This window comes from Paraconexibacter algicola, from assembly GCF_003044185.1.
GTDB lineage: Bacteria > Actinomycetota > Thermoleophilia > Solirubrobacterales > Solirubrobacteraceae > Paraconexibacter > Paraconexibacter algicola.
In genome coordinates this window covers 360,388-377,132 of record NZ_PYYB01000003.1, presented here as the reverse complement: position 1 = coordinate 377,132, position 16,745 = coordinate 360,388, and the positions used below count along the sequence as shown (strand labels likewise).

The window sequence follows — 16,745 nt, the reverse complement described above, 5'->3', positions numbered from 1 at the left end:
GTGGACGTCGTCGCCCTCATCGTCGTCATGGCGCTCGTCGCCGCGGTCGCCTGGGGCGTCTCCCGGCCGATCCGGGGCGGGGCGCAGGCGTCGGCGTCCGCGGACGCCGCGCGGGTCGCGGACCTGCTCGCCGCCCGGGACGCGAAGTACCGCGAGATCCGCGACCTCGAGCTCGACCACCAGACCGGCAAGCTCGTCGACGCGGAGTTCCGCGTCCAGGACCGCGCGCTGCGCGCCGAGGCGATGGAGATCCTCCGCGAGCTCGACCGTTACGAGGCGGAGTCGGCCGCGCCCGTCGCCGCGAGGGACGGGGCGGACGAGCAGCCCGGCGAGGGGTCCGAGCCCGCCGACGGTGCGGACGACGCGCAGCCGGCTGCCGCGGGCCAGGCCGCCGGGGTGGCGGCACCGCGCGATCCCGGCGCCTGACCGGCTACCATCGCTCCCAGCATGGAAACGATCCTCTCCATCGTCCAGGTCGGCATCTCGGTCGTCCTCATCTTCCTCGTGCTGATGCACTCCGGGAAGGACGCGGGCCTCTCCGGCGCGTTCGGCGTCGGCTCCGGTCAGGGCTCGCTGGGCGGCGGCTCGATGGTCGAGCGCAACCTCAACCGCTGGACCGTCGCGTTCGCGGTGCTGTTCGTGCTGAACACGCTCGTCCTGCTGAAGCTCTAGTCGCGGGCGCGCCGGCGCCCGCTCAGCCCGTCGTCTGACCGGTGACCCGGAAGCCGCTCGCGCGGAGCGCCGGGACGACGCAGCCGTGCGCCGCGCGGCGGCCGTAGAAGTCCGCCTCGCACACCAGCGACGTCGCCGTGGTGAGCGCCGACGTGCGCTCGAGGATGCCGAGGGCCGCGTCGGTGAACCGCACGTCGCGGACCGGCTTCGTCAGGCGACCGTCCTCGATCAGGAACGTGCCGTCACGGGTCGTGCCGGTCAGCGTGGTCGAGCGCTCGTGGACGACGTTGAGGTACCACAGCCGCGTGACGTAGAGCCCACGCTCGACGCCGGCGATCAGCGCGCCGACGTCCGGGGCGGTGCCGCCGTGCAGCACCAGGTTGGTCGGTGCCGCGCCCCACGGCGATCCGCCCGGGGCGAGGGCGTGCCCGGTCGAGGCGGCGTCGCCGCCCGCGCGTGCCGCGCTGCGCCGGTCGTGGGCGACCGCCTGCGCGACGCCGTCGTGCAGCAGCGTCAGCGGGGCCTTGGCGACCCCGTCGGCGTCGAACGCGCGGGGGAGGCCGCCGGCCGCGAGCGGGTCGTCGACCAGCGTCACACCGGTCGCGGCGACCGGCGTGCCGAGCCGGTCGGTCAGCGCGCCGCGGCCCTCCGCGTGGGCGAGCCCGTCGAAGGCCAGGCCACCGAGCATGTCGAGCAGCGAGCCGACCGCGTCGGGCTCCAGCACGACCTCGTACGCGCCCGGGGCCAGCGCCACGGGGTCGCTCGTCGCGACCCGCGCGACCGCCTGCCGGGTGACGGCGTCGGCGTCGAGCGTCTCCGCGGCGACGCCGGCGGCCGCGCCCCAGCCCGACCGGCCGTGCGCGTCGCGGGCGATCACCTTGAGGTAGGCGTCGGTGACGTCGTCGGCGACCCGCAGCCCGGCGGACGAGGCGATCGCGGTCTCCACGCGACCGGTGGTCCAGATCCCGAACGCCTCGAGCCCGTGCTCGGCGGTCGCGGCGAACGCGGCGGCGAGCGCCGCGCCGCCCGGGGCCGGGTCGAGGTCGGCGGTCGCCGCGTCGAAGCCCGCGTGGGCGCTCGGCGTCCCCGCCTGCGCGACGGTCGGCAGGCCCGGATGCTCGCCGGGACCGCCCGCAGCGTCGGCGGCCGCGCGCGCCGCGTCCCGCGCCCGGGCCGCCGCCGCGCGGAGCCCGTCGTCGGAGAGGTCGTTCGTCTCGACGGTCCCGACGTGCCCGTCGCGCACGACGAGCACCGACACCGAGGTGTCGTCCACCGCGGTCGCCTGCGTCGGCGTCGAGCGCGCGAACCGCGACAGCAGCGAGCGCTCGCGGGTGACGGTGACCTGGGCGTCCCCGTCGGTGAACGCGAGCGCGCGGTCGGCGAGGTCCAGCGGGTCCGTGCTCACGCCACACCCACCTGCACGCCGCGGAAGCGGGCGGGCGCCGTGCCGTGACTGACCGCCATGACCTGGCCGGGCTCGCCCTTGCCGCAGTTCGTGAAGCTCCACGGACGCCACTCCGACGCCGAGCACACCGCGTCCATCGAGCCCCAGAACGCCGGGGTCACCCCGGCGTAGGAGGGGTTGCGATAGAGCCGCCCGAGCTCGCCGCCGCGGATCTCGCGCGCGACCTCGGTGGCGAACTGGAACTGCAGACGGCGGTCGTCGATCGACCACGACCGGTTCGTCTCCAGGTACAGCCCGCTCTCGGTGTCGGCCAGGAGGTCGGCGAACGACCCGGCGCTCCCCGGCTCGAGCGACACGTTCGTCATCCGCACGATCGGCTGCCGCGCGAAGCCGTCCGCGCGGGCGCAGCCGCCGGACTCCTCGAGGCCGATCTCGGCCGCCGACTGGCGTGCCGACAGCGCGGCGAGCAGCACGCCCTCCTCGATCAGCGGGAAGCGGCGGGCCGCGACGCCCTCGTCGTCCCAGCCGAACGAGCCGAGCGCGGCGGGCAGCGTCGCGTCGGCGGTCACGTGCAGGTGCTCGGAGCCGTAGCGCAGGCTCCCCGCCGCGCGCAGCGCGTCGGCCTGGACCCAGCTCGTCCCCGCGTAGGAGGCCTCCCCGAGCAGGATGCGGTCGAGCTCGAGCGCGTGCCCGATCGACTCGTGCACCTGCAGCGCGAGCTGCTCCCCGTGCAGGACGACGTCGCGCACGCCCTCCGGGCAGACCGGGGCGGTGAGCAGCTCGACCGCCTCCGCCGCCACGCGCGGCGCGTGGCCGGCGAGGTCGAGCCCGGTGACGAGCTCCCAGCCGGCGAGCAGCACGTCGCCGTCGTGGGACATCGGGTAGGAGCGCACCTGCGTCTCCTCGCCGTCGGCAGCGACCGCCTGGACCCCCGCGCCGGTCTCTGTGCGCTCCTGCGTGCACGCGGCGCCATCGGTGCTGGCCAGCGCGGTCCGCGTGCGGCGCGAGCGCGTGTGCGCGGACGTCACGACGATCCGCGCGTCCCCGTCGGCGCGCAGTGCGGCCTCCGCCGCGTGCAGGTGGGCGAGCCGCGCCTCGAGCGACAGGGCGAACGGATCGACCTCGCACGGACCCGCCCAGTGGCCGCGCGCGGGACCGTGCGCGAGCGGCGCGAACGGGCCGGCGGCCGCGACCGGCTGGGCGCGCGCGACCGCGATGGCGCGGGTCAGCGCCGCGTGCGCGCCCGCCGAGGACACCTCGCGGGTCGCGGCGAAGCCCCAGCCGCCCCCGACCCGCACGCGGATCCCGAGCCCCTCGGCCACGTCGGTGCGGACCTCCGACACCTCGCCGTTGCGGACGGCGAGCGCCTCGTCGCGCGTGTGCACCCAGCGGGCCTCGGCGTGCACGCCGTGGGCCGCCGCGGCCTCGCAGACCTCGACGAGCAGCGCCAGGACGTCGCTCACCAGGCCGCCTCGTAGATGGCGCGCAGCTCGTCGCGACCGGCGCGCGGCGGCGTCAGGTCGAGCTCGGCGCGGCCCGCCGCGGCGTCCGCGCACGCGTCGAGCGCGTCCTGCGGGACCCCGAGGTCGCGGATCCGCGAGGCGTTCGCCAGCCGGGCGAGCTCGACCGCGAGCGCCTCCGCGGCCCCGTCGCCGCCGCCCAGCGCCTTGTCGAGGCGCTCGAGGCGCTCCGGGAAGCGGCGGCGCAGCGCGGCGGTGGTGTGCGGCAGCACGACCGCGTTGGCCTGGCCGTGTCCGGCGCCCCCGACCCGCACCAGCGTCTGCGAACACACGTGGCTGAGCCCGTACCAGTTGCCGTCGATGCTGTAGCCCGCCAGCAGCGACGCGAGCGCGAGCGCCTCGCGGTCGGGCTCCTCCTCGTCCATCCACGCGTCGGCGATCAGCCGCGCCGCGTCGCGGCCCGCGATCGAGGGGACCGGGGAGGACTGCGTGGTCAGCGGCCCCTCGACCGCGTGGGCGAGCGCGTTGGCGCTCGACGCGGCGAGCTGCTGCAGCGGCTGTGACGCGCACAGGTCGGGGTCGTTGATGACGATCCGCGGCCGGACGCCCGGGACGTCCTGGCGCGTGCCGGCGGCGCGCCGGTGGACCGCCGTCATCTCCGCGCTCGACAGCGTCGTCGGGATCGCGGCCGCGTGCCGGCCGGTCGCCGCGGCGACGGCCTTCGCGGTGTCGATGACCCGCCCGCCCCCGAGCGCGACGATCAGCGTCGCGTCGGTGACGCCGAGGCGCTCGACGAGGTCCCCGGCCAGCTCGTCGACGAACCCGTCGGGGACATCGTGCGTCTCGTCGGCGGCGTCGACGACGCGCGGCGCCAGGGTCCGCGCGCGGGGCGTGGTCAGCAGCACGTAGCCGGAGCCGAGCAGCTCGGTGGCCTGCGCGACCGTCCCGCGTCCGAAGCGGATCGTCCGCTCGCCGTCCTGCCAGGTGAAGTTCCGCTCGTCGGGCATGCCCGCAACCTATCGGTCCGGGCGCACCCCGCCGTCGGGCGTGCCGCCTCAGTCGACGCGCCGCAGCGTCAGCCGGTAGCGCGCGACGCCGGTGATCCTCACGCCACCCGCGTAGCGACTGGGGACGGTGCAGTCGACGGGGATCCGCACGGTCAGCGTCCTGGACCGCCCCTTCCTCAGCGGGGTGGTCTGCGCGGCGCTGAGCCGACCACCGAACAGGCCGAGACCGCCGGACGCGGAGACGGCCCAGTTGCGCCGGTGCTGGAGCGTCAGGCTGTCGCCGCAGGCGCTGAAGCATGGCCGGGACCCCAGCCCGCGTAGCATCGACGGATGTCTCAGATCGGGATCACGGGCGCCACCGGCGCGATCGGCAGCCGCGTCGCGCGGGCCCTCGCCGCGGAGGGGCACGAGCCCCGTCTGGTCGTCCGCGACGCCTCGCGGGTCGAGACGGGCCTGCACGGCCTGCCGATCGCGGTCGTCCCGGGCGGCTACGCGGACGAGCCCGAGCTGCGCGGCGCGCTGCACGGCGTCGACGTCCTGCTGCTGGTGTCGGGGGCCGAGTCCGCCGACCGGATGGACCACCACGCCGCCGCGGTCCGCGCGGCGCGGGACGCCGGCGTGCGGCGTGTCGTCTACACGAGCTTCTTCGCCGCGGCGCCGGACTGCGTCTTCACGCTCGGCCGCGACCACCACGCGACCGAGCAGCTCATCCGCGACGCGGGCCTCGCCTGGACGTTCCTGCGGGACAACCTCTACCTGGACTTCTTCCCGCTGCTGGCCGGGGAGGACCGGGTGCTCCGCGGCCCGGCCGGTGACGGCCGTCTCGCCGCCGTCGCGCGCGAGGACGTCGCGGCGGTGGCGGCCGCCGCGCTGCTCGACGAGGCGCACGCGGGGGCGAGCTACGACCTCACCGGGCCGGAGGCGCTGACGCTGGCCGAGGCCGCGGCGACGATGACCGACGTGCTCGGCGTCCCGTTCGGGTTCGTCGACGAGACGCTCGAGGAGGCCTACGCGTCGCGCGCGCATCACGGGGCGCCGGACTGGCAGCTGCAGGCGTGGGTCAGCACCTACACGGCGATCGCCGCGGGGGAGCTGGACGGGGTGACCGGCGACGTCGAGCGGGTGCTGGGCCGCGCGCCGCTGTCGCTGCGCGACGTGCTCGAGGCCGGCCGCTAGGCCGGGCAGGCGTCGGGGAACGACCGGACGTCCGTGGCCGGCCCGTCCGGGGCCGGGAACGCGGTCGTGAAGGTGAACGCGTACGGGGTCGGGCCGTCGGCCTCCAGCGCGGTCAGCCGCTGCTGCGCCTCCATCAGCGTCGGGCGGTGACCCTCGGGGACCCACCACAGGCACTGGAAGATCGCGAGCTTCTCGAACCACTCGCGGCGCCGGCGCATCACGGCGCGGTGCTCGCGGTCCCCGTAGACGAAGGCGTGGAGCGCCTCGACGGCGGTCCAGGTCGACATGTTCACGTTGATCGTGTCGTCGTCGGGCCAGCGCAGCGACGTCGCGTTGCCGATCCCGTCGTCCTGCAGGCGCCAGACGAACCCGTCGGACCGCTCGGCCCGGTCGTTGACGACGTCGAGCATCGTCGTGAACCCGATCAGCAGGTCGCTGTCGACCGGGGCGAGCGTCCGTCCGATGTTCAGCTGCGCGAGGTGGTGGCCCATCGCCGGCAGGCTACGTCGCCGAGCGGGTCCGCACGCCGAACGGGCGGCGCATCAGGCGCGCCGGCCGTCGCGGATGCGCGTCGGTCGCGGCGGGGCGACCGAGGCGCGCGGCGCGGATCTCGAGCATCGAGACGATGTCGGCGGTGTGGCGGAACGGGTCGGCGACCGGGCGGCCGCCACCGACGGGGACGGCGGCGACGACGTCACCGTCGACGACGCCGACGAGCACGTCGCCGGTGGGGACCGGGGCGGTCTCCAGCGCGGCGAGGCGGCGCAGGGCCGGGAGGTCCTGCGGGGTCGCGGCGCGGACCGCGACGGTCGGGGTGGGCGTGACGGAGGGGGAGATCACGGTGGGCATGCATCCAGTGTGCTACCGCCGAGCAATAAGTTCCAATGACATTCAGCGGGGTCTCGTATAAGATCGACTGATGCTCGATGTGAAGCGTCTCCGGGTCCTGCGCGAGGTCGCGTCGCGGGGGTCGTTCTCCGCCGCGGCCGACGCCCTGAGCTACACGCAGTCGGCGATCAGCCAGCAGATCGCGGCGCTGGAGCGCGAGGCGGGCACCACGCTCGTGGAGCGCTCGGCCCGCGGGGTGCGGCTGACCGAGGCGGGCGAGGCGCTCGTCCGCCACACCGACGCGATCCTCGCCCGGCTCGCCGACGCCGAGGCCGAGCTCGAGGCGATCGCCGGCCTGCGGGGCGGACGCCTGCGGCTCGCGGCCTTCCCGACCGCCGCGGCGACCGTCATGCCGCGCGCGATCGCCGCCTTCCGCGAGCGCCACCCGGCGGTCGAGCTCAGCATGGTCCCGATGGAGCCCGACGAGTCGGTCGCCGCGCTGAAGGCCGGCGAGGTCGACATCGCCACCGTGATCCTCGACGAGGGACCGCCCGCCCGCCAGTACGAGGGCATCGAGCTCCTGCACCTGCTCGACGACCCGATGTACGCGATGCTCCCGATCGGTCACGAGCACGCGGGCAAGGCGCGGCTGCGGCTCGCCGACCTCTCGACGGAGAAGTGGATGCTCGGCGCCACCGGCACGTGCCCGGACACCCAGATCCTCCTGCGCGCCTGCCTGACCGCGGGGTTCCAGGCGCAGATCGCCTTCCACTCCGACGACTACCTCGCGATCCAGGGACTCGTCGCCTCCGGGCTCGGCATCGCGCTCGTGCCCGACCTGGCGCTCGTCGCGGTCCGCGACGACGTCGTCGTCCGGGCGCTCACCGACGCGACGCCGGTGCGACGGATCTTCGCCGCGACCCTCTGCGAGGGCTACTGCTCCCCGGCCGCGACGGCGATGCTCGAGCTGCTCGCCGAGGTCGGGGCCGCGTTCTGCCAGGGCCGGCGCGAGCTCGCCCTCGCCTCGTAGCGCGCCTCAGGCCGCGGCGGGGACGAAGCCGACCCGCCGTGCGTGCGCGCGCAGGACGCGGTCGACGCGCGCGACGGTCGCGATCCCCGGGCCCCACGCGGCCGCGGCGCGGCGCGCGGGCTCGGTCACGTCGACCGGCGCGCCGAGCGTGCGCAGGTGCAGGACGCCGAGACCGACGTGCCAGCGCTCGTCCCCCTGGACGCGCGCGACGCCCGCACGGGTTCCCGGCAGGGCGCCGTCCAGCGCGTCGAGCTCGTCAAGCAGCGCGTCCTGGCCGATCGCGAAGACGATGCCCTCGAGCACCAGGTGGTAGAGGCCGACGGCCGCCCCGAACGCCTCCGCGTCGGCGGCGAGCGCGGCCGCCCGGCGCGGCAGGTCCTCCTCGAACAGGCCGACGATCGCGGGACCGGCGAGCGCGCGAGGGTCCGCTGGGAGTCCGAGCACCTCGTCGGCCACCCGGGCGAAGAACCGCGCGTGCCGCCGCTCGTCGCCCTGCTGGAGCGCGAAGCACGCGTGGGCGTCGGGATCGACCGCCGCCGACCGGGCGACGAACGGGTCCAGGTGCTGCGCGACCGCCGTCTCCGCGACGCAGAAGCCGGCGACGAGGCGGTCGAGCCGCGCCCGCACGGCGGTCGGCAGGTCGGCGACCGCCCGGGCGTCCGGGCCGAGGTCGATCGCCGCCTCGTCCCACTGCAGCCGCCGGCCGGCGAACAGGAGGTGCTGGTAGCCCGCGAGCATCGGCCCGCAGGCTACCGGCGGCCCGGTGTGGGTCAGCCGACGAGCACGCGCGCGGCGGGCTCGGCCGCGTCCTCCCGCGCGGGGTCGTGCGCGGGGGCGGGGACGCGCTCGAGCACGACCACGGCGAGCGCGATCGCGGCGATCACGAGTCCGGCGGCGATCGTGAAGCCGAGCTGGTACCCCTCCGTCAGGGCGGTCGCCTCGGTGGCGCCGCGGGCGACGAGGTCCTCGGTGCGGGTGGCGGAGAAGGTCGCCAGCAGGGACAGCCCGAGCGCGGCGCCGACCTGCTGCGTGGTGTTCACGAGCCCGGACGTCAGGCCGGCGTCCTGCGGGGTCGCGGCGGACATCGCGAGCGTCATCATCGCCGGGAACGCCATGCCCGCGCCGACGCCGAACAGGAGCGCCGAGGGCAGCACGTCGGTCGCGTAGCGGCCGTCGACCGGCACGCGCGCGAACAGCAGCAGGCCGCCGAGCACGAGCAGCAGCCCGGTGAGGAGCGTGGGCCGTGCGCCGACCCGCATGATCAGCTGCTCGCTGAAGCCGAGCGACAGCAGGCCGATGCCGAGGCTGACGGGGAGGAACGCCAGCCCGATCTCGAGCTCGTCGTAGCCCAGGACCCGCTCGAGGTAGAGCGTCCCGAGGAAGAACATCCCGAACATCCCGGCGACGAGCAGCACCTGGATCGCGTTGGCGCCAGAGACGTTGCGCGAGCGGAGGATCCGCAGCGGCATGAGCGGCTGGCGGGCGGTGTGCTGGCGCGCGACGAAGCCGGCGAGGAGCGCCAGCGCGACGGCGCCGAGGCCGATCGTCTGCGTCGAGCCCCAGCCGTTGCCCTCGACCTCGACGATCGTGAAGACGCCGAGCATGAGCGCGGCGGTGATGAGGACGGAGCCGGGGACGTCGGCCCCGGCCCGCAGGCCCTGCCCGGCGTCGTCGGCGACGTAGCGCAGCGCGAAGAGCGCGGTGGCGACGCCGATCGGCAGGTTGATGAAGAAGATCCAGTGCCAGCTGAGGGCGTCGGTCAGGACGCCGCCGACGAGGAGGCCGAGCGACGCGCCGGCGGACGCGACGAAGCTGAAGACGCCGATCGCCTTCGCCTGCTCCCGGGGCTCCGGGAACATCGTGATGATCATCCCGAGGATCACCGAGGAGGTCAGCGCGCCGCCGACGCCCTGCAGCAGCCGGGCGCCGATCAGCACGCCCTGCGACTGCGCCAGCCCGCACAGGGCGGAGGCGACGGTGAAGACGACGAGGCCGGCGAGGAAGACGCGGCGGCGGCCGAGCAGGTCGCCGAGGCGGCCGGCGAGGAGGAGCAGGCCGCCGAAGGTGATGAGGTAGGCGTTGACGACCCAGGCGAGGCTCGAGTTCGTGAAGCCGAGATCGTCCTGGACGGCGGGGAGCGCGACGTTCACGACGGTGCCGTCGAGGATGATCATGAGCATCCCGGTGCAGAGGATCACGAGCGCGATCCAGCGGGAGCGCTCCGCGGCGGGAGCGGGGGAGGGGGAGAGCATTCGCGGAACCGTAGCAAATGGTTCCGTACGGAATGATTTCGTTGTGAACGACCGGTTACGCGCGCGGCTGGCGGCGGCGCAGCGGGGTGCAGCCCGCCGGCTCGGCGAGCGTCGTGCGCACGAGCTGCGACAGCCCGTCGAGGAACGCGCGGCGCTGGGACTCGTCGAGCTCCGCGAGCACGGCGGCCTGGGTCTCCTCGACGACCCGCCGGGCCCGGTCCGCGGTGCGGGCCCCCTCCGCGGTCACGGCGATCACGCGGGCGCGCCGGTCGTGCGCCGCGGGCCGGCGCTCGGCGAGCCCGAGCTGCTCGAGCTCGTCCATCGTCGAGACCATCGTGGTCTTGTCGAGCCCGACCGCCTCGGCGAGCTCGCTCTGGTTCCACTCGCGGGCGCGGGCGGTCTGCAGCACGTGCAGCGCGCGGGGGGAGATCCCCACGTCGCGCATCGCGACGGCCAGCTGGTGGGCGAGGGCGAAGTGCGCCTGCGAGAGCAGCCAGCCGAGGTCGGAGACGAGGCAGCCGGGGCGGCCGGCGTCGTCCACGTCGGCGCCGAGGTCGGTGTCCGTGGTGGCCGTGCCCATGCACGGAGGGTACAGGCGGCCCGGGGCGTCCCGGAACGACGAGAGCCCCGGACCAGATGGACCCGGGGCTCGTCCCAGTGCGCCGGAGAGGACTCGAACCTCCACGATCTTGCGATCACCAGCCCCTCAAGCTGGCGCGTCTACCAATTCCGCCACCGGCGCGGGTGGGGGTCGCGCAGTATGCCAGAGGCCGCGCGGCCGCGTCGTGTCGCCGGGGTCTGCAGGGTTCCGCCTGCACCCGGGTTGATTCCGTCGGGAGCGCGCGCTACGGTGCGAACACGTGTTCGACGCAGTGACATCAGGCCAAGGAGCCCCTCGCATGGACCTCACCAAGCGCCAGCAGGAGATCTTCGACTTCATCAAGCGCTACTCGGCGAAGTACGGGTACCCGCCCACGGTCCGCGACATCGGCAAGGCCGTCGGCCTGGCCTCGTCCTCGACGGTCCACGCCCACCTGGCGAACCTCGAGAAGCTCGGGCTGCTGCGCCGCGACCCGTCCAAGCCGCGCGCGATCGAGCTGCTCGACCGCGTGGGCGAGCGCGTCGGCGAGTCGGTGCAGGAGGCGGTCGACAACGTCAAGAGCCTCGTGCGGCCCGGCCTGCCGGTCGTCGGCTCCGTCGCCGCCGGTCAGCCGATCCTCGCCGAGGAGAACATCGAGGAGTACGTCAACGTCCCGGCGGCCGCCGGCGGCGAGCAGGGCGAGTACGTCCTGAAGGTCCGCGGGGAGTCGATGATCGACGCGGGCATCCTCGAGGGCGACTTCGTCGTCGTCCGCCCGCAGGAGACCGCCAACGACGGCGAGATCGTCGTCGCGCTCGTCGGCGAGGAGGCGACGGTCAAGCGGTTCTTCCGCGAGCCCGACCACGTGCGTCTCCAGCCGGAGAACCGCACGATGGAGCCGATCCGCAGCAAGGATGTCAAGGTCATGGGCCGGGTCGTCGGTCTCTTCCGGAGCGTCTGACCATGTACTCCACCCTGAGCTTCGACACGCTCACCACCCTGCCGGAGACGCCCGCGGTGGGCGTCCAGTCGCTCGACGAGCTCCTCGTCGACGCCTGGGAGGGCCTGGTCGCCCACCGCACCGTCTCCTGCCCGGTCTGCGCCGGGGCGCTGCGGCCCCGGTACGGGGCCGAGATCGGCGTCGTCGCCGGCGGCCGCTGCGCCGACTGCGACACGACGGTCAGCTGAGCGGGCGCCGCCCGCGCTCACGCCGCGGCGGCGAGCGCCGCGGCGAACAGCCAGACCAGGTGGAAGCTCTGGTCGATCGCCATCCACAGCGGCGAGCCGAACGGCGTCGAGGTCTTCTTCACCCGCGCCACCCACCGCACGAGCAGTCGCCCGTCGTCCTGCACCAGATGCGTGCCGAGGACGAGCACGCCGACGAGCGCGACGTGCAGGGCGTCGGTCTCCGTGCCGACCCAGACCAGCGCGGCCACCATCGGCAGGGCGTAGGTCGCGATGTGGGTGAGCAGCGCGCGGCGCGCCACCGGATCGCGGCCCAGGCCGCCCGGCTTGCGCGTGGCCTGGAACTCCGTCTGCAGCAGGAAGTCGCCGGCGCAGTGGCAGACGACGAGCACGAGGAAGACCTCCGACCAGACCATCCCCGCGACCGTACCCGTCCGGCCGGGGTCGACGCGCCACGGTGTGCCGAACACCACAGTGCCGGACGCGCCTGGACCGGCGGTCGGCGCGCTTGCTGCACGCGGTCGAGCACGAGCCGCGGCCCGCGCGCGTTGGCGCTCCCATGCGCGCACGCACCACGTTCGGCGGCCTCCTGCTGCTCGCCGCGGCCCTGCCCGGCACCGCCGCCGCCCACGATGGCACGGTCGCCACGACGACCCTCGCCGCGCGCGCGTACGTCGAGGAGCAGGCGACCCCCGAGGGTCCGATGCGGCTCGCGGTCGGCGAGCACCGCTTCTGGTTCGGCGGCCAGATCGCGGCGGGCTCCGTCGCCGCCCCCGACCTCTGCGACCTGACCGTGCCGTGCCCGCGGTGGACGCTCGAGCTGCCCGCCGGCGGCCACCGGCTGCGGGTCGCGATCGACACGCCCTCGCGCGAGGACGCCTTCACGGTCCAGGTGCTCGACGCCGGCGGGCGGACCGTCGCGACCGGTACCGCCCGCAACCAGTTCAACGGCGAGGCGTTCCTCGCCCGGCCGCCGGCCGGCCGCTACGTCGTGCGGGTCGTGCCGGAGCAGGTCAGCGCCGCGTTCTTCCGGCTGCGGGCCAAGCTCGAAGCGGCCCCGACCGTCCCCGCCGACCCCAAGCGCGAGCTGCTCCCGAACCTCAAGGCGGTCCCGCCCTACGAGTTCACGTTCACCGCCCCGCTGAACCCCGCCAACGGCCTGTACCCGCCGGACACGGTGAACCCGCCCGTGTCCGTGCTCGGCGCCGAGCCGGTCTCCTGCGCGCCGGACGAGCTGGCGCCCGTCGCGCTCGGCGGGCAGGGCGCGCACGACTGCCTGCGGCTGACCAGCGGCCCGATCAACGTCGGCGAGGGGCCGTTCGTCAAGCGCTTCTTCCTCGCCCGCGACCTCGCCGACGGGGTCGTCGAGCCCGCGACCCTCCGCGGCCCGGCGAGCCAGACGATCTACCACGCCGACGGCAGCACCTCGACGCGGCCCGCCGGCCACTACTCCTTCCACACCACACACGCGCACTTCCACGACGAGGGCATCCTCACCTACGAGCTGCTGCGCGTCGAGGCGGACGGCACCACCCTGACCCCGGCCGGGGCCGGCACGAAGTCGGGCTTCTGCCCGGCCGACCAGCTGTTCGGCGAGTGGCGCCGGTTCGCGCAGGACCCGACCGGCACCTTCAGCGAGGGCGACTCCGCCACCGGCTCCTGCTTCTCCCCGAGCGACGGGACCTTCGCGCTGACCCGCGGCTGGGGGGACGTCTACCGCTGGCAGCGGCCCGGGCAGTTCGTCGAGTGGCGCGGCAACGGCGACGGCCGCTACGTCGTGCGGACCACCGTCGACAAGGGTGACGTCACCCGCGAGAGCGACGAGACCGACAACAGCTCCTACGCCCTGATCCGGGTGGTCGGGCGTCGCGTCGAGACGCTCGAGCGCGGCCAGGGGACGAGCCACCTCGACCCCCGCAAGGAGGTCTTCACCGGCTACGGGCCCGCCTCGCAGGACCCGGTCGGCGGCGAGCTCCCCGCCACCGCGTCCGTCGACCGGGTCGCCCCGCGGATCGCCGGCCTGCGGCTGCTGCGCGGCCGCGGGCGTGGCGCGCGCGGCGGCACCCTCGTGCTGCGCCTCAGCGAGCCCGCGACGGTCACCGTGACGCTGGCCCGCCGCGACGGACGGCGGCTGCGGCGCGTCGGCACCATGCGGTTCCCGGGCCGGGCCGGACTCCAGCGCCGCCGGCTCAGCGCGCCGATGCGCCGCGCGCTCGCCCGGCCCGGCGTGCTGGTCCTGGGGGTCGTCGCCCGCGACGCGGCGCAGAACCGCCGCGCGGCCCGGCCGCTGACCGTGCGGGTGCGCTGAGCCGGCCGTGCGGCGTCGCGTCGGCGCCCCGCGAGCGCTACCGTGCCGCGTGCACGTCAGGCAACCGCGGAGGTGCGTCGGGGGCAGCGAGCCGACCGTCCGGTCGGCGGACGCCCCGCTTCACCGTCGAGGAAAGTCCGGACATCACAGGGCGCGGTGGTCGGGAAGCCGACCCGGGGAAACCCGCGGGACAGTGCCACAGAAACACACCGCCGATGGCGTCGCGCGTCCGCGCGGGGCGCACAGGCAAGGGTGAAATGGTGCGGTAAGAGCGCACCGGCGCCGTGGTGACACGGCGGCCAGGCAAACCCCACCGGATGCAAGACCGAGCAGGACCGCTCGCAGGCTGCCCGCCGAGGTCCAGGTAGGTCGCACAGATGGATGGTTGCTCAACGACAGAATCCGGCTTATCGACGTGCTACGGGAAGGCCCCGCTCCGGCGGGGCCTTCCTATGTCTGGCTACGGCCCGAGCTCGATCACCTGCTCCCAGGTGCCGCGGTCGAAGAACGGCAGGTCCGGGGCCGAGCCGGCGCCCTGGGCGCCGACGTCGTAGAGCTTGCGCGGGTCCCGCCACGCCGACGCGTCCGCGGTGCCGAACCGCTCGGCCAGCGCGCCGTGCGCGGCCGCCGCGGCGGTCCGCAGCTCGGCGGGCTTCAGCGTCCGCAGCGCGTACGCGGCGCCCGGGGAGATGTCGTACTCGTGGCTGCGGCTCGGCGTGCCGTCGAACCGCTTCACGCCGTCGCCGAGGCGGCCGAGCGCGATCGCCGCCGCGCGGCGCTTGAGCTCCAGCCAGGTCGCCACGCCCGGGTCGATCGTTCCGCGGGCGTCGGTGCGCACGTAGTCGCCGTCCCAGCGCAGGATCGTGTCGAGCACGACCTTCGCGTCACCGGTCGCGCCGCGCGCCGCGGCACGCAGCCGCGTGCGCGTCACCGCGAGCACCCGCTGCTGCGCGGTGCTGCCCGCGCGCTGCACGGTCGCCTTCGCGGCCTCGAAGTCCGGGGCGCGGTGCAGGCGCCGCACGAGATCCATGAGGAACGAGCCGCGGTGGAAGGCGCCGCTGACGCGCTCGGGGGACTCGCCGTCGCCGTTGGTCCAGCTGCGGGTCGGCACGTTGTTCCAGTTCGCCAGCCAGCCCTGCTTCGGGTTGATCACCCGCGGCGTCCTCGTGCGGTCGACGAGGCCGGGCCACTCCGCCTCCCCGGTCCCCGGGTAGGGCAGCCGGTCGTCCCAGCCCTTCGGGCGCTGCTGGAACAGGCCCGGGTGCCAGTAGCCGATGTTCCCCTGGGAGTCCGCGGCCATGACGTTCTCGTTCCACGTCACGAGGTTCATCGCGCGGTCGACGTCGCGGATCGACGCCGCGTCGTTGAGCGCGACGATCCCCTCGAGCGTCTCGACGTCCCGCATCCAGATCGCGTAGCGGCGCGCGTAGGCGACGTCGCCCTCGCGGTGCTGGACCGGCCCGTGGACCGTCCGGCAGATCCGCTCGGTCCGCTGCCCGGCCTCCGGCAGCCCGCCGCCGAGCACCGCGGCCGCGAGGTTCTTGAACTGGAAGGTCTCGTCGCGGCACTCCATCTGCCGCTCCTGGCCCTTGTAGATGTACGTCTCGGGCTTGCCCGGCACGAGCTTCTCGGCGTACAGGTCGTCCTCGTCGCTGAGCCCGGACGTGAAGCCCCAGGCGACCTTGCCGTTGTGGCCGATCCCGATCACGGGGATGCCCGGGGCGGTGACGCCGCGCAGGTCGTGGCCCGGCCAGTGCACCTCGACCTCGACGAACAGCTCAGGGGTCGAGAAGCCCAGCTGCGGCCCGTTGAAGAGGAACGCGTGCCCGTCCTTGCGGCGCACGGCGAACATGTACGAGCCGCCCGTGCGCCCGATCCGGCCGGGCGCGAGGCCCGCCTTGCGGGCGGGGGCGGCGGCCGCGACGGCGCTCGGACGGGGAAGAGTCTGCGCGAACGCCGCCGACCGCTTGAGCGCGTCGCGCTCCTCGCGGGCGGTGCGCGCGCGGCCCTGCGAGAAGTCGGCGTCGGCGGCCGGGATCGTCGGCCGGCGGCCGGTCGTGCGCAGCGGCAGCAGCTGCTGCAGGGCCCGGACCCCCGACTGCTGCACGGTGCGGAGGTTGGCGAGCTCGTTGCCGTCCCCGGACGGGACCGTGCGGGCGAGGAAGATGCCGACGGCGATCGAGTCGTCGACGGTCCACGGGGTCGGGAGCGTCGCGGTCGCAACGTACTCCGCGGGGAGGTCCGCGGGGGAGAGCCGCACGCGGTCGATCCAGGCGTTGATGCCGTCGCGGTAGGCGAGGATGCGCGTCTTGAGCCGCGGGCTGAGCCGCTCGTACATCCGCTGCCGCTCGGACTCGGTGTAGTAGTCGCGCCGCGACACGAGGTCGTCCGCGAGCGCCCCGGAGCCGGTCAGCTCCGCCAGGCGGCCCTTCGTCGCGTGGCGGAACGCCTCGAGCTGGAACAGCCGGTCCTGGGCGATCGCGTACCCGGCGCCGAACCACGCGTCCGCCTCGTTGCCCGCGCGCACCGCGGGCACGCCGGCCGCGTCCCGCGCGATCGTCACCCCGGGCCGCGGGGTCTCCACGGCGCCGACCGGCCGGTCGATCTGGAACAGCAGCGGCTTGCGCCGGAAGTCGATGTACATCTGGTTCTGGTCGTAGAGGTGCGGCGATCCCGTCCCGCTCGTCAGACCCGCCAGCGACACGAACCCGCTCTGCCCCGGGGGCAGCACGCCCTCGGCCTGCAGCACGCCGGCGGCGGCGGCGCTCGCCGCCAGGCCCGACGCCAGCACCGTGACGGTCGCCGCGAGCGCGGCGCGACCCCTGCTCCCTCGTCCCATGAA

General features: G+C 75.1%; 18 protein-coding genes, 1 tRNA gene and 1 other RNA gene. 8 read left to right on the top strand and 12 right to left on the bottom strand.

Going from position 1 to position 16,745, the window contains the following annotated elements:
• The gene (locus C7Y72_RS18840; RefSeq protein ID WP_107570731.1) at positions 1-426 is read left to right on the top strand and encodes a hypothetical protein; all 426 of its coding nucleotides are present in this window, start codon (positions 1-3) and stop codon (positions 424-426) included.
• 21 nt (positions 427-447) lie between these two features.
• Entirely contained in the window at positions 448-672 is a 225-nt protein-coding gene (gene secG / locus C7Y72_RS18835) for a preprotein translocase subunit SecG (RefSeq protein ID WP_107570730.1), read from the top strand.
• A 22-nt stretch (positions 673-694) separates the two neighbouring features.
• Here secG and C7Y72_RS18830 read toward each other — a convergent pair whose 3' ends face one another.
• The 4 genes from C7Y72_RS18830 to C7Y72_RS18815 are packed head-to-tail and all read right to left on the bottom strand — an operon-like array spanning position 695 to position 4,868.
• On the bottom strand, positions 695-2,077 hold the full coding sequence (locus C7Y72_RS18830) for a TldD/PmbA family protein (RefSeq protein ID WP_158276937.1): 1,383 nt from the start codon (positions 2,075-2,077) through the stop codon (positions 695-697).
• Entirely contained in the window at positions 2,074-3,540 is a 1,467-nt protein-coding gene (locus tag C7Y72_RS18825) for a TldD/PmbA family protein (protein ID WP_158276936.1), read from the bottom strand. The genes C7Y72_RS18830 and C7Y72_RS18825 overlap by 4 nt, the downstream gene beginning before the upstream one ends.
• Positions 3,537-4,544, bottom strand: coding sequence for an iron-containing alcohol dehydrogenase (locus C7Y72_RS18820; RefSeq protein ID WP_107570728.1), 1,008 nt, complete (start codon positions 4,542-4,544; stop codon positions 3,537-3,539). The genes C7Y72_RS18825 and C7Y72_RS18820 overlap by 4 nt, the downstream gene beginning before the upstream one ends.
• Positions 4,545-4,592: 48 nt before the next feature.
• The gene (locus C7Y72_RS18815; RefSeq protein ID WP_107570727.1) at positions 4,593-4,868 is read right to left on the bottom strand and encodes a hypothetical protein; all 276 of its coding nucleotides are present in this window, start codon (positions 4,866-4,868) and stop codon (positions 4,593-4,595) included.
• Between the two features lie 6 nt (positions 4,869-4,874).
• On the opposite strand from C7Y72_RS18815, the gene C7Y72_RS18810 reads away from it, so the two are divergent.
• Positions 4,875-5,720, top strand: coding sequence for an NAD(P)H-binding protein (locus C7Y72_RS18810; protein ID WP_107570726.1), 846 nt, complete (start codon positions 4,875-4,877; stop codon positions 5,718-5,720).
• On the opposite strand, the gene C7Y72_RS18805 is transcribed toward C7Y72_RS18810, so the two are convergent.
• Together C7Y72_RS18805 and C7Y72_RS18800 are read right to left on the bottom strand one after the other, a co-directional pair.
• Positions 5,717-6,211 carry a DUF3291 domain-containing protein gene (locus tag C7Y72_RS18805; RefSeq protein ID WP_107570725.1) on the bottom strand — a complete coding sequence of 165 codons (495 nt, stop codon included), beginning with the start codon at positions 6,209-6,211 and terminating at the stop codon, positions 5,717-5,719. The genes C7Y72_RS18810 and C7Y72_RS18805 overlap by 4 nt on opposite strands.
• A gap of 10 nt (positions 6,212-6,221) precedes the next feature.
• Positions 6,222-6,569: a hypothetical protein gene (locus C7Y72_RS18800; RefSeq protein ID WP_107570724.1), complete on the bottom strand. Its 348-nt coding sequence runs from the start codon at positions 6,567-6,569 to the stop codon at positions 6,222-6,224.
• 70 nt (positions 6,570-6,639) lie between these two features.
• Here C7Y72_RS18800 and C7Y72_RS18795 point away from each other — a divergent pair, with 70 nt between their 5' ends.
• A complete protein-coding gene (locus tag C7Y72_RS18795; RefSeq protein WP_107570723.1) occupies positions 6,640-7,578 on the top strand; it encodes a LysR family transcriptional regulator in 939 nt (312 codons plus the stop codon).
• A gap of 6 nt (positions 7,579-7,584) precedes the next feature.
• On the opposite strand, the gene C7Y72_RS18790 is transcribed toward C7Y72_RS18795, so the two are convergent.
• The 4 genes from C7Y72_RS18790 to C7Y72_RS18775 all read right to left on the bottom strand — a co-directional run bounded on the left by C7Y72_RS18790 (position 7,585) and on the right by C7Y72_RS18775 (position 10,572).
• The gene (locus C7Y72_RS18790) at positions 7,585-8,316 is read right to left on the bottom strand and encodes a ferritin family protein (RefSeq protein ID WP_107570722.1); all 732 of its coding nucleotides are present in this window, start codon (positions 8,314-8,316) and stop codon (positions 7,585-7,587) included.
• Between the two features lie 32 nt (positions 8,317-8,348).
• Positions 8,349-9,830 (bottom strand): MFS transporter, encoded by a 1,482-nt coding sequence (locus C7Y72_RS18785; protein ID WP_107570721.1) that lies wholly within the window; start codon positions 9,828-9,830, stop codon positions 8,349-8,351.
• Between the two features lie 55 nt (positions 9,831-9,885).
• A complete protein-coding gene (locus tag C7Y72_RS18780; RefSeq protein ID WP_107570720.1) occupies positions 9,886-10,410 on the bottom strand; it encodes a MarR family winged helix-turn-helix transcriptional regulator in 525 nt (174 codons plus the stop codon).
• 78 nt (positions 10,411-10,488) lie between these two features.
• Positions 10,489-10,572: transfer RNA gene (locus tag C7Y72_RS18775), tRNA-Leu, on the bottom strand.
• Positions 10,573-10,729: 157 nt separating this feature from the next.
• Between C7Y72_RS18775 and lexA the strand changes: the two genes are divergently transcribed.
• On the top strand, positions 10,730-11,371 hold the full coding sequence (lexA, locus tag C7Y72_RS18770) for a transcriptional repressor LexA (protein ID WP_107570719.1): 642 nt from the start codon (positions 10,730-10,732) through the stop codon (positions 11,369-11,371).
• 2 nt (positions 11,372-11,373) lie between these two features.
• Positions 11,374-11,598: a hypothetical protein gene (locus tag C7Y72_RS18765; RefSeq protein ID WP_107570718.1), complete on the top strand. Its 225-nt coding sequence runs from the start codon at positions 11,374-11,376 to the stop codon at positions 11,596-11,598.
• A gap of 17 nt (positions 11,599-11,615) precedes the next feature.
• Here the strand turns inward: C7Y72_RS18765 and C7Y72_RS18760 are convergent, their stop codons facing one another.
• Positions 11,616-12,011: a DUF3307 domain-containing protein gene (locus C7Y72_RS18760; RefSeq protein WP_107570717.1), complete on the bottom strand. Its 396-nt coding sequence runs from the start codon at positions 12,009-12,011 to the stop codon at positions 11,616-11,618.
• Between the two features lie 143 nt (positions 12,012-12,154).
• Between C7Y72_RS18760 and C7Y72_RS18755 the strand changes: the two genes are divergently transcribed.
• Positions 12,155-13,903 (top strand): hypothetical protein, encoded by a 1,749-nt coding sequence (locus tag C7Y72_RS18755; RefSeq protein ID WP_107570716.1) that lies wholly within the window; start codon positions 12,155-12,157, stop codon positions 13,901-13,903.
• An 83-nt stretch (positions 13,904-13,986) separates the two neighbouring features.
• An RNA gene (gene rnpB, locus C7Y72_RS18750) (RNase P RNA component class A) lies at positions 13,987-14,329 on the top strand.
• Positions 14,330-14,363: 34 nt separating this feature from the next.
• On the opposite strand, the gene C7Y72_RS18745 is transcribed toward rnpB, so the two are convergent.
• Positions 14,364-16,742 (bottom strand): penicillin acylase family protein, encoded by a 2,379-nt coding sequence (locus C7Y72_RS18745; RefSeq protein ID WP_107570715.1) that lies wholly within the window; start codon positions 16,740-16,742, stop codon positions 14,364-14,366.
• Positions 16,743-16,745: the final 3 nt, after the last annotated feature.

Coding starts and splice junctions, on each gene's coding strand:
- secG (WP_107570730.1), top strand. CDS start 448: ATGGAAACGATCCTCTCCATCGTCCAGGTCGGCATCTCGGTCGTCCTC.
- C7Y72_RS18820 (WP_107570728.1), bottom strand. CDS start 4,544: ATGCCCGACGAGCGGAACTTCACCTGGCAGGACGGCGAGCGGACGATC.
- C7Y72_RS18815 (WP_107570727.1), bottom strand. CDS start 4,868: ATGCTACGCGGGCTGGGGTCCCGGCCATGCTTCAGCGCCTGCGGCGAC.
- C7Y72_RS18810 (WP_107570726.1), top strand. CDS start 4,875: ATGTCTCAGATCGGGATCACGGGCGCCACCGGCGCGATCGGCAGCCGC.
- C7Y72_RS18805 (WP_107570725.1), bottom strand. CDS start 6,211: ATGGGCCACCACCTCGCGCAGCTGAACATCGGACGGACGCTCGCCCCG.
- C7Y72_RS18800 (WP_107570724.1), bottom strand. CDS start 6,569: ATGCCCACCGTGATCTCCCCCTCCGTCACGCCCACCCCGACCGTCGCG.
- C7Y72_RS18795 (WP_107570723.1), top strand. CDS start 6,640: ATGCTCGATGTGAAGCGTCTCCGGGTCCTGCGCGAGGTCGCGTCGCGG.
- C7Y72_RS18790 (WP_107570722.1), bottom strand. CDS start 8,316: ATGCTCGCGGGCTACCAGCACCTCCTGTTCGCCGGCCGGCGGCTGCAG.
- C7Y72_RS18785 (WP_107570721.1), bottom strand. CDS start 9,830: ATGCTCTCCCCCTCCCCCGCTCCCGCCGCGGAGCGCTCCCGCTGGATC.
- C7Y72_RS18780 (WP_107570720.1), bottom strand. CDS start 10,410: ATGGGCACGGCCACCACGGACACCGACCTCGGCGCCGACGTGGACGAC.
- lexA (WP_107570719.1), top strand. CDS start 10,730: ATGGACCTCACCAAGCGCCAGCAGGAGATCTTCGACTTCATCAAGCGC.
- C7Y72_RS18765 (WP_107570718.1), top strand. CDS start 11,374: ATGTACTCCACCCTGAGCTTCGACACGCTCACCACCCTGCCGGAGACG.
- C7Y72_RS18760 (WP_107570717.1), bottom strand. CDS start 12,011: ATGGTCTGGTCGGAGGTCTTCCTCGTGCTCGTCGTCTGCCACTGCGCC.
- C7Y72_RS18755 (WP_107570716.1), top strand. CDS start 12,155: ATGCGCGCACGCACCACGTTCGGCGGCCTCCTGCTGCTCGCCGCGGCC.
- C7Y72_RS18745 (WP_107570715.1), bottom strand. CDS start 16,742: ATGGGACGAGGGAGCAGGGGTCGCGCCGCGCTCGCGGCGACCGTCACG.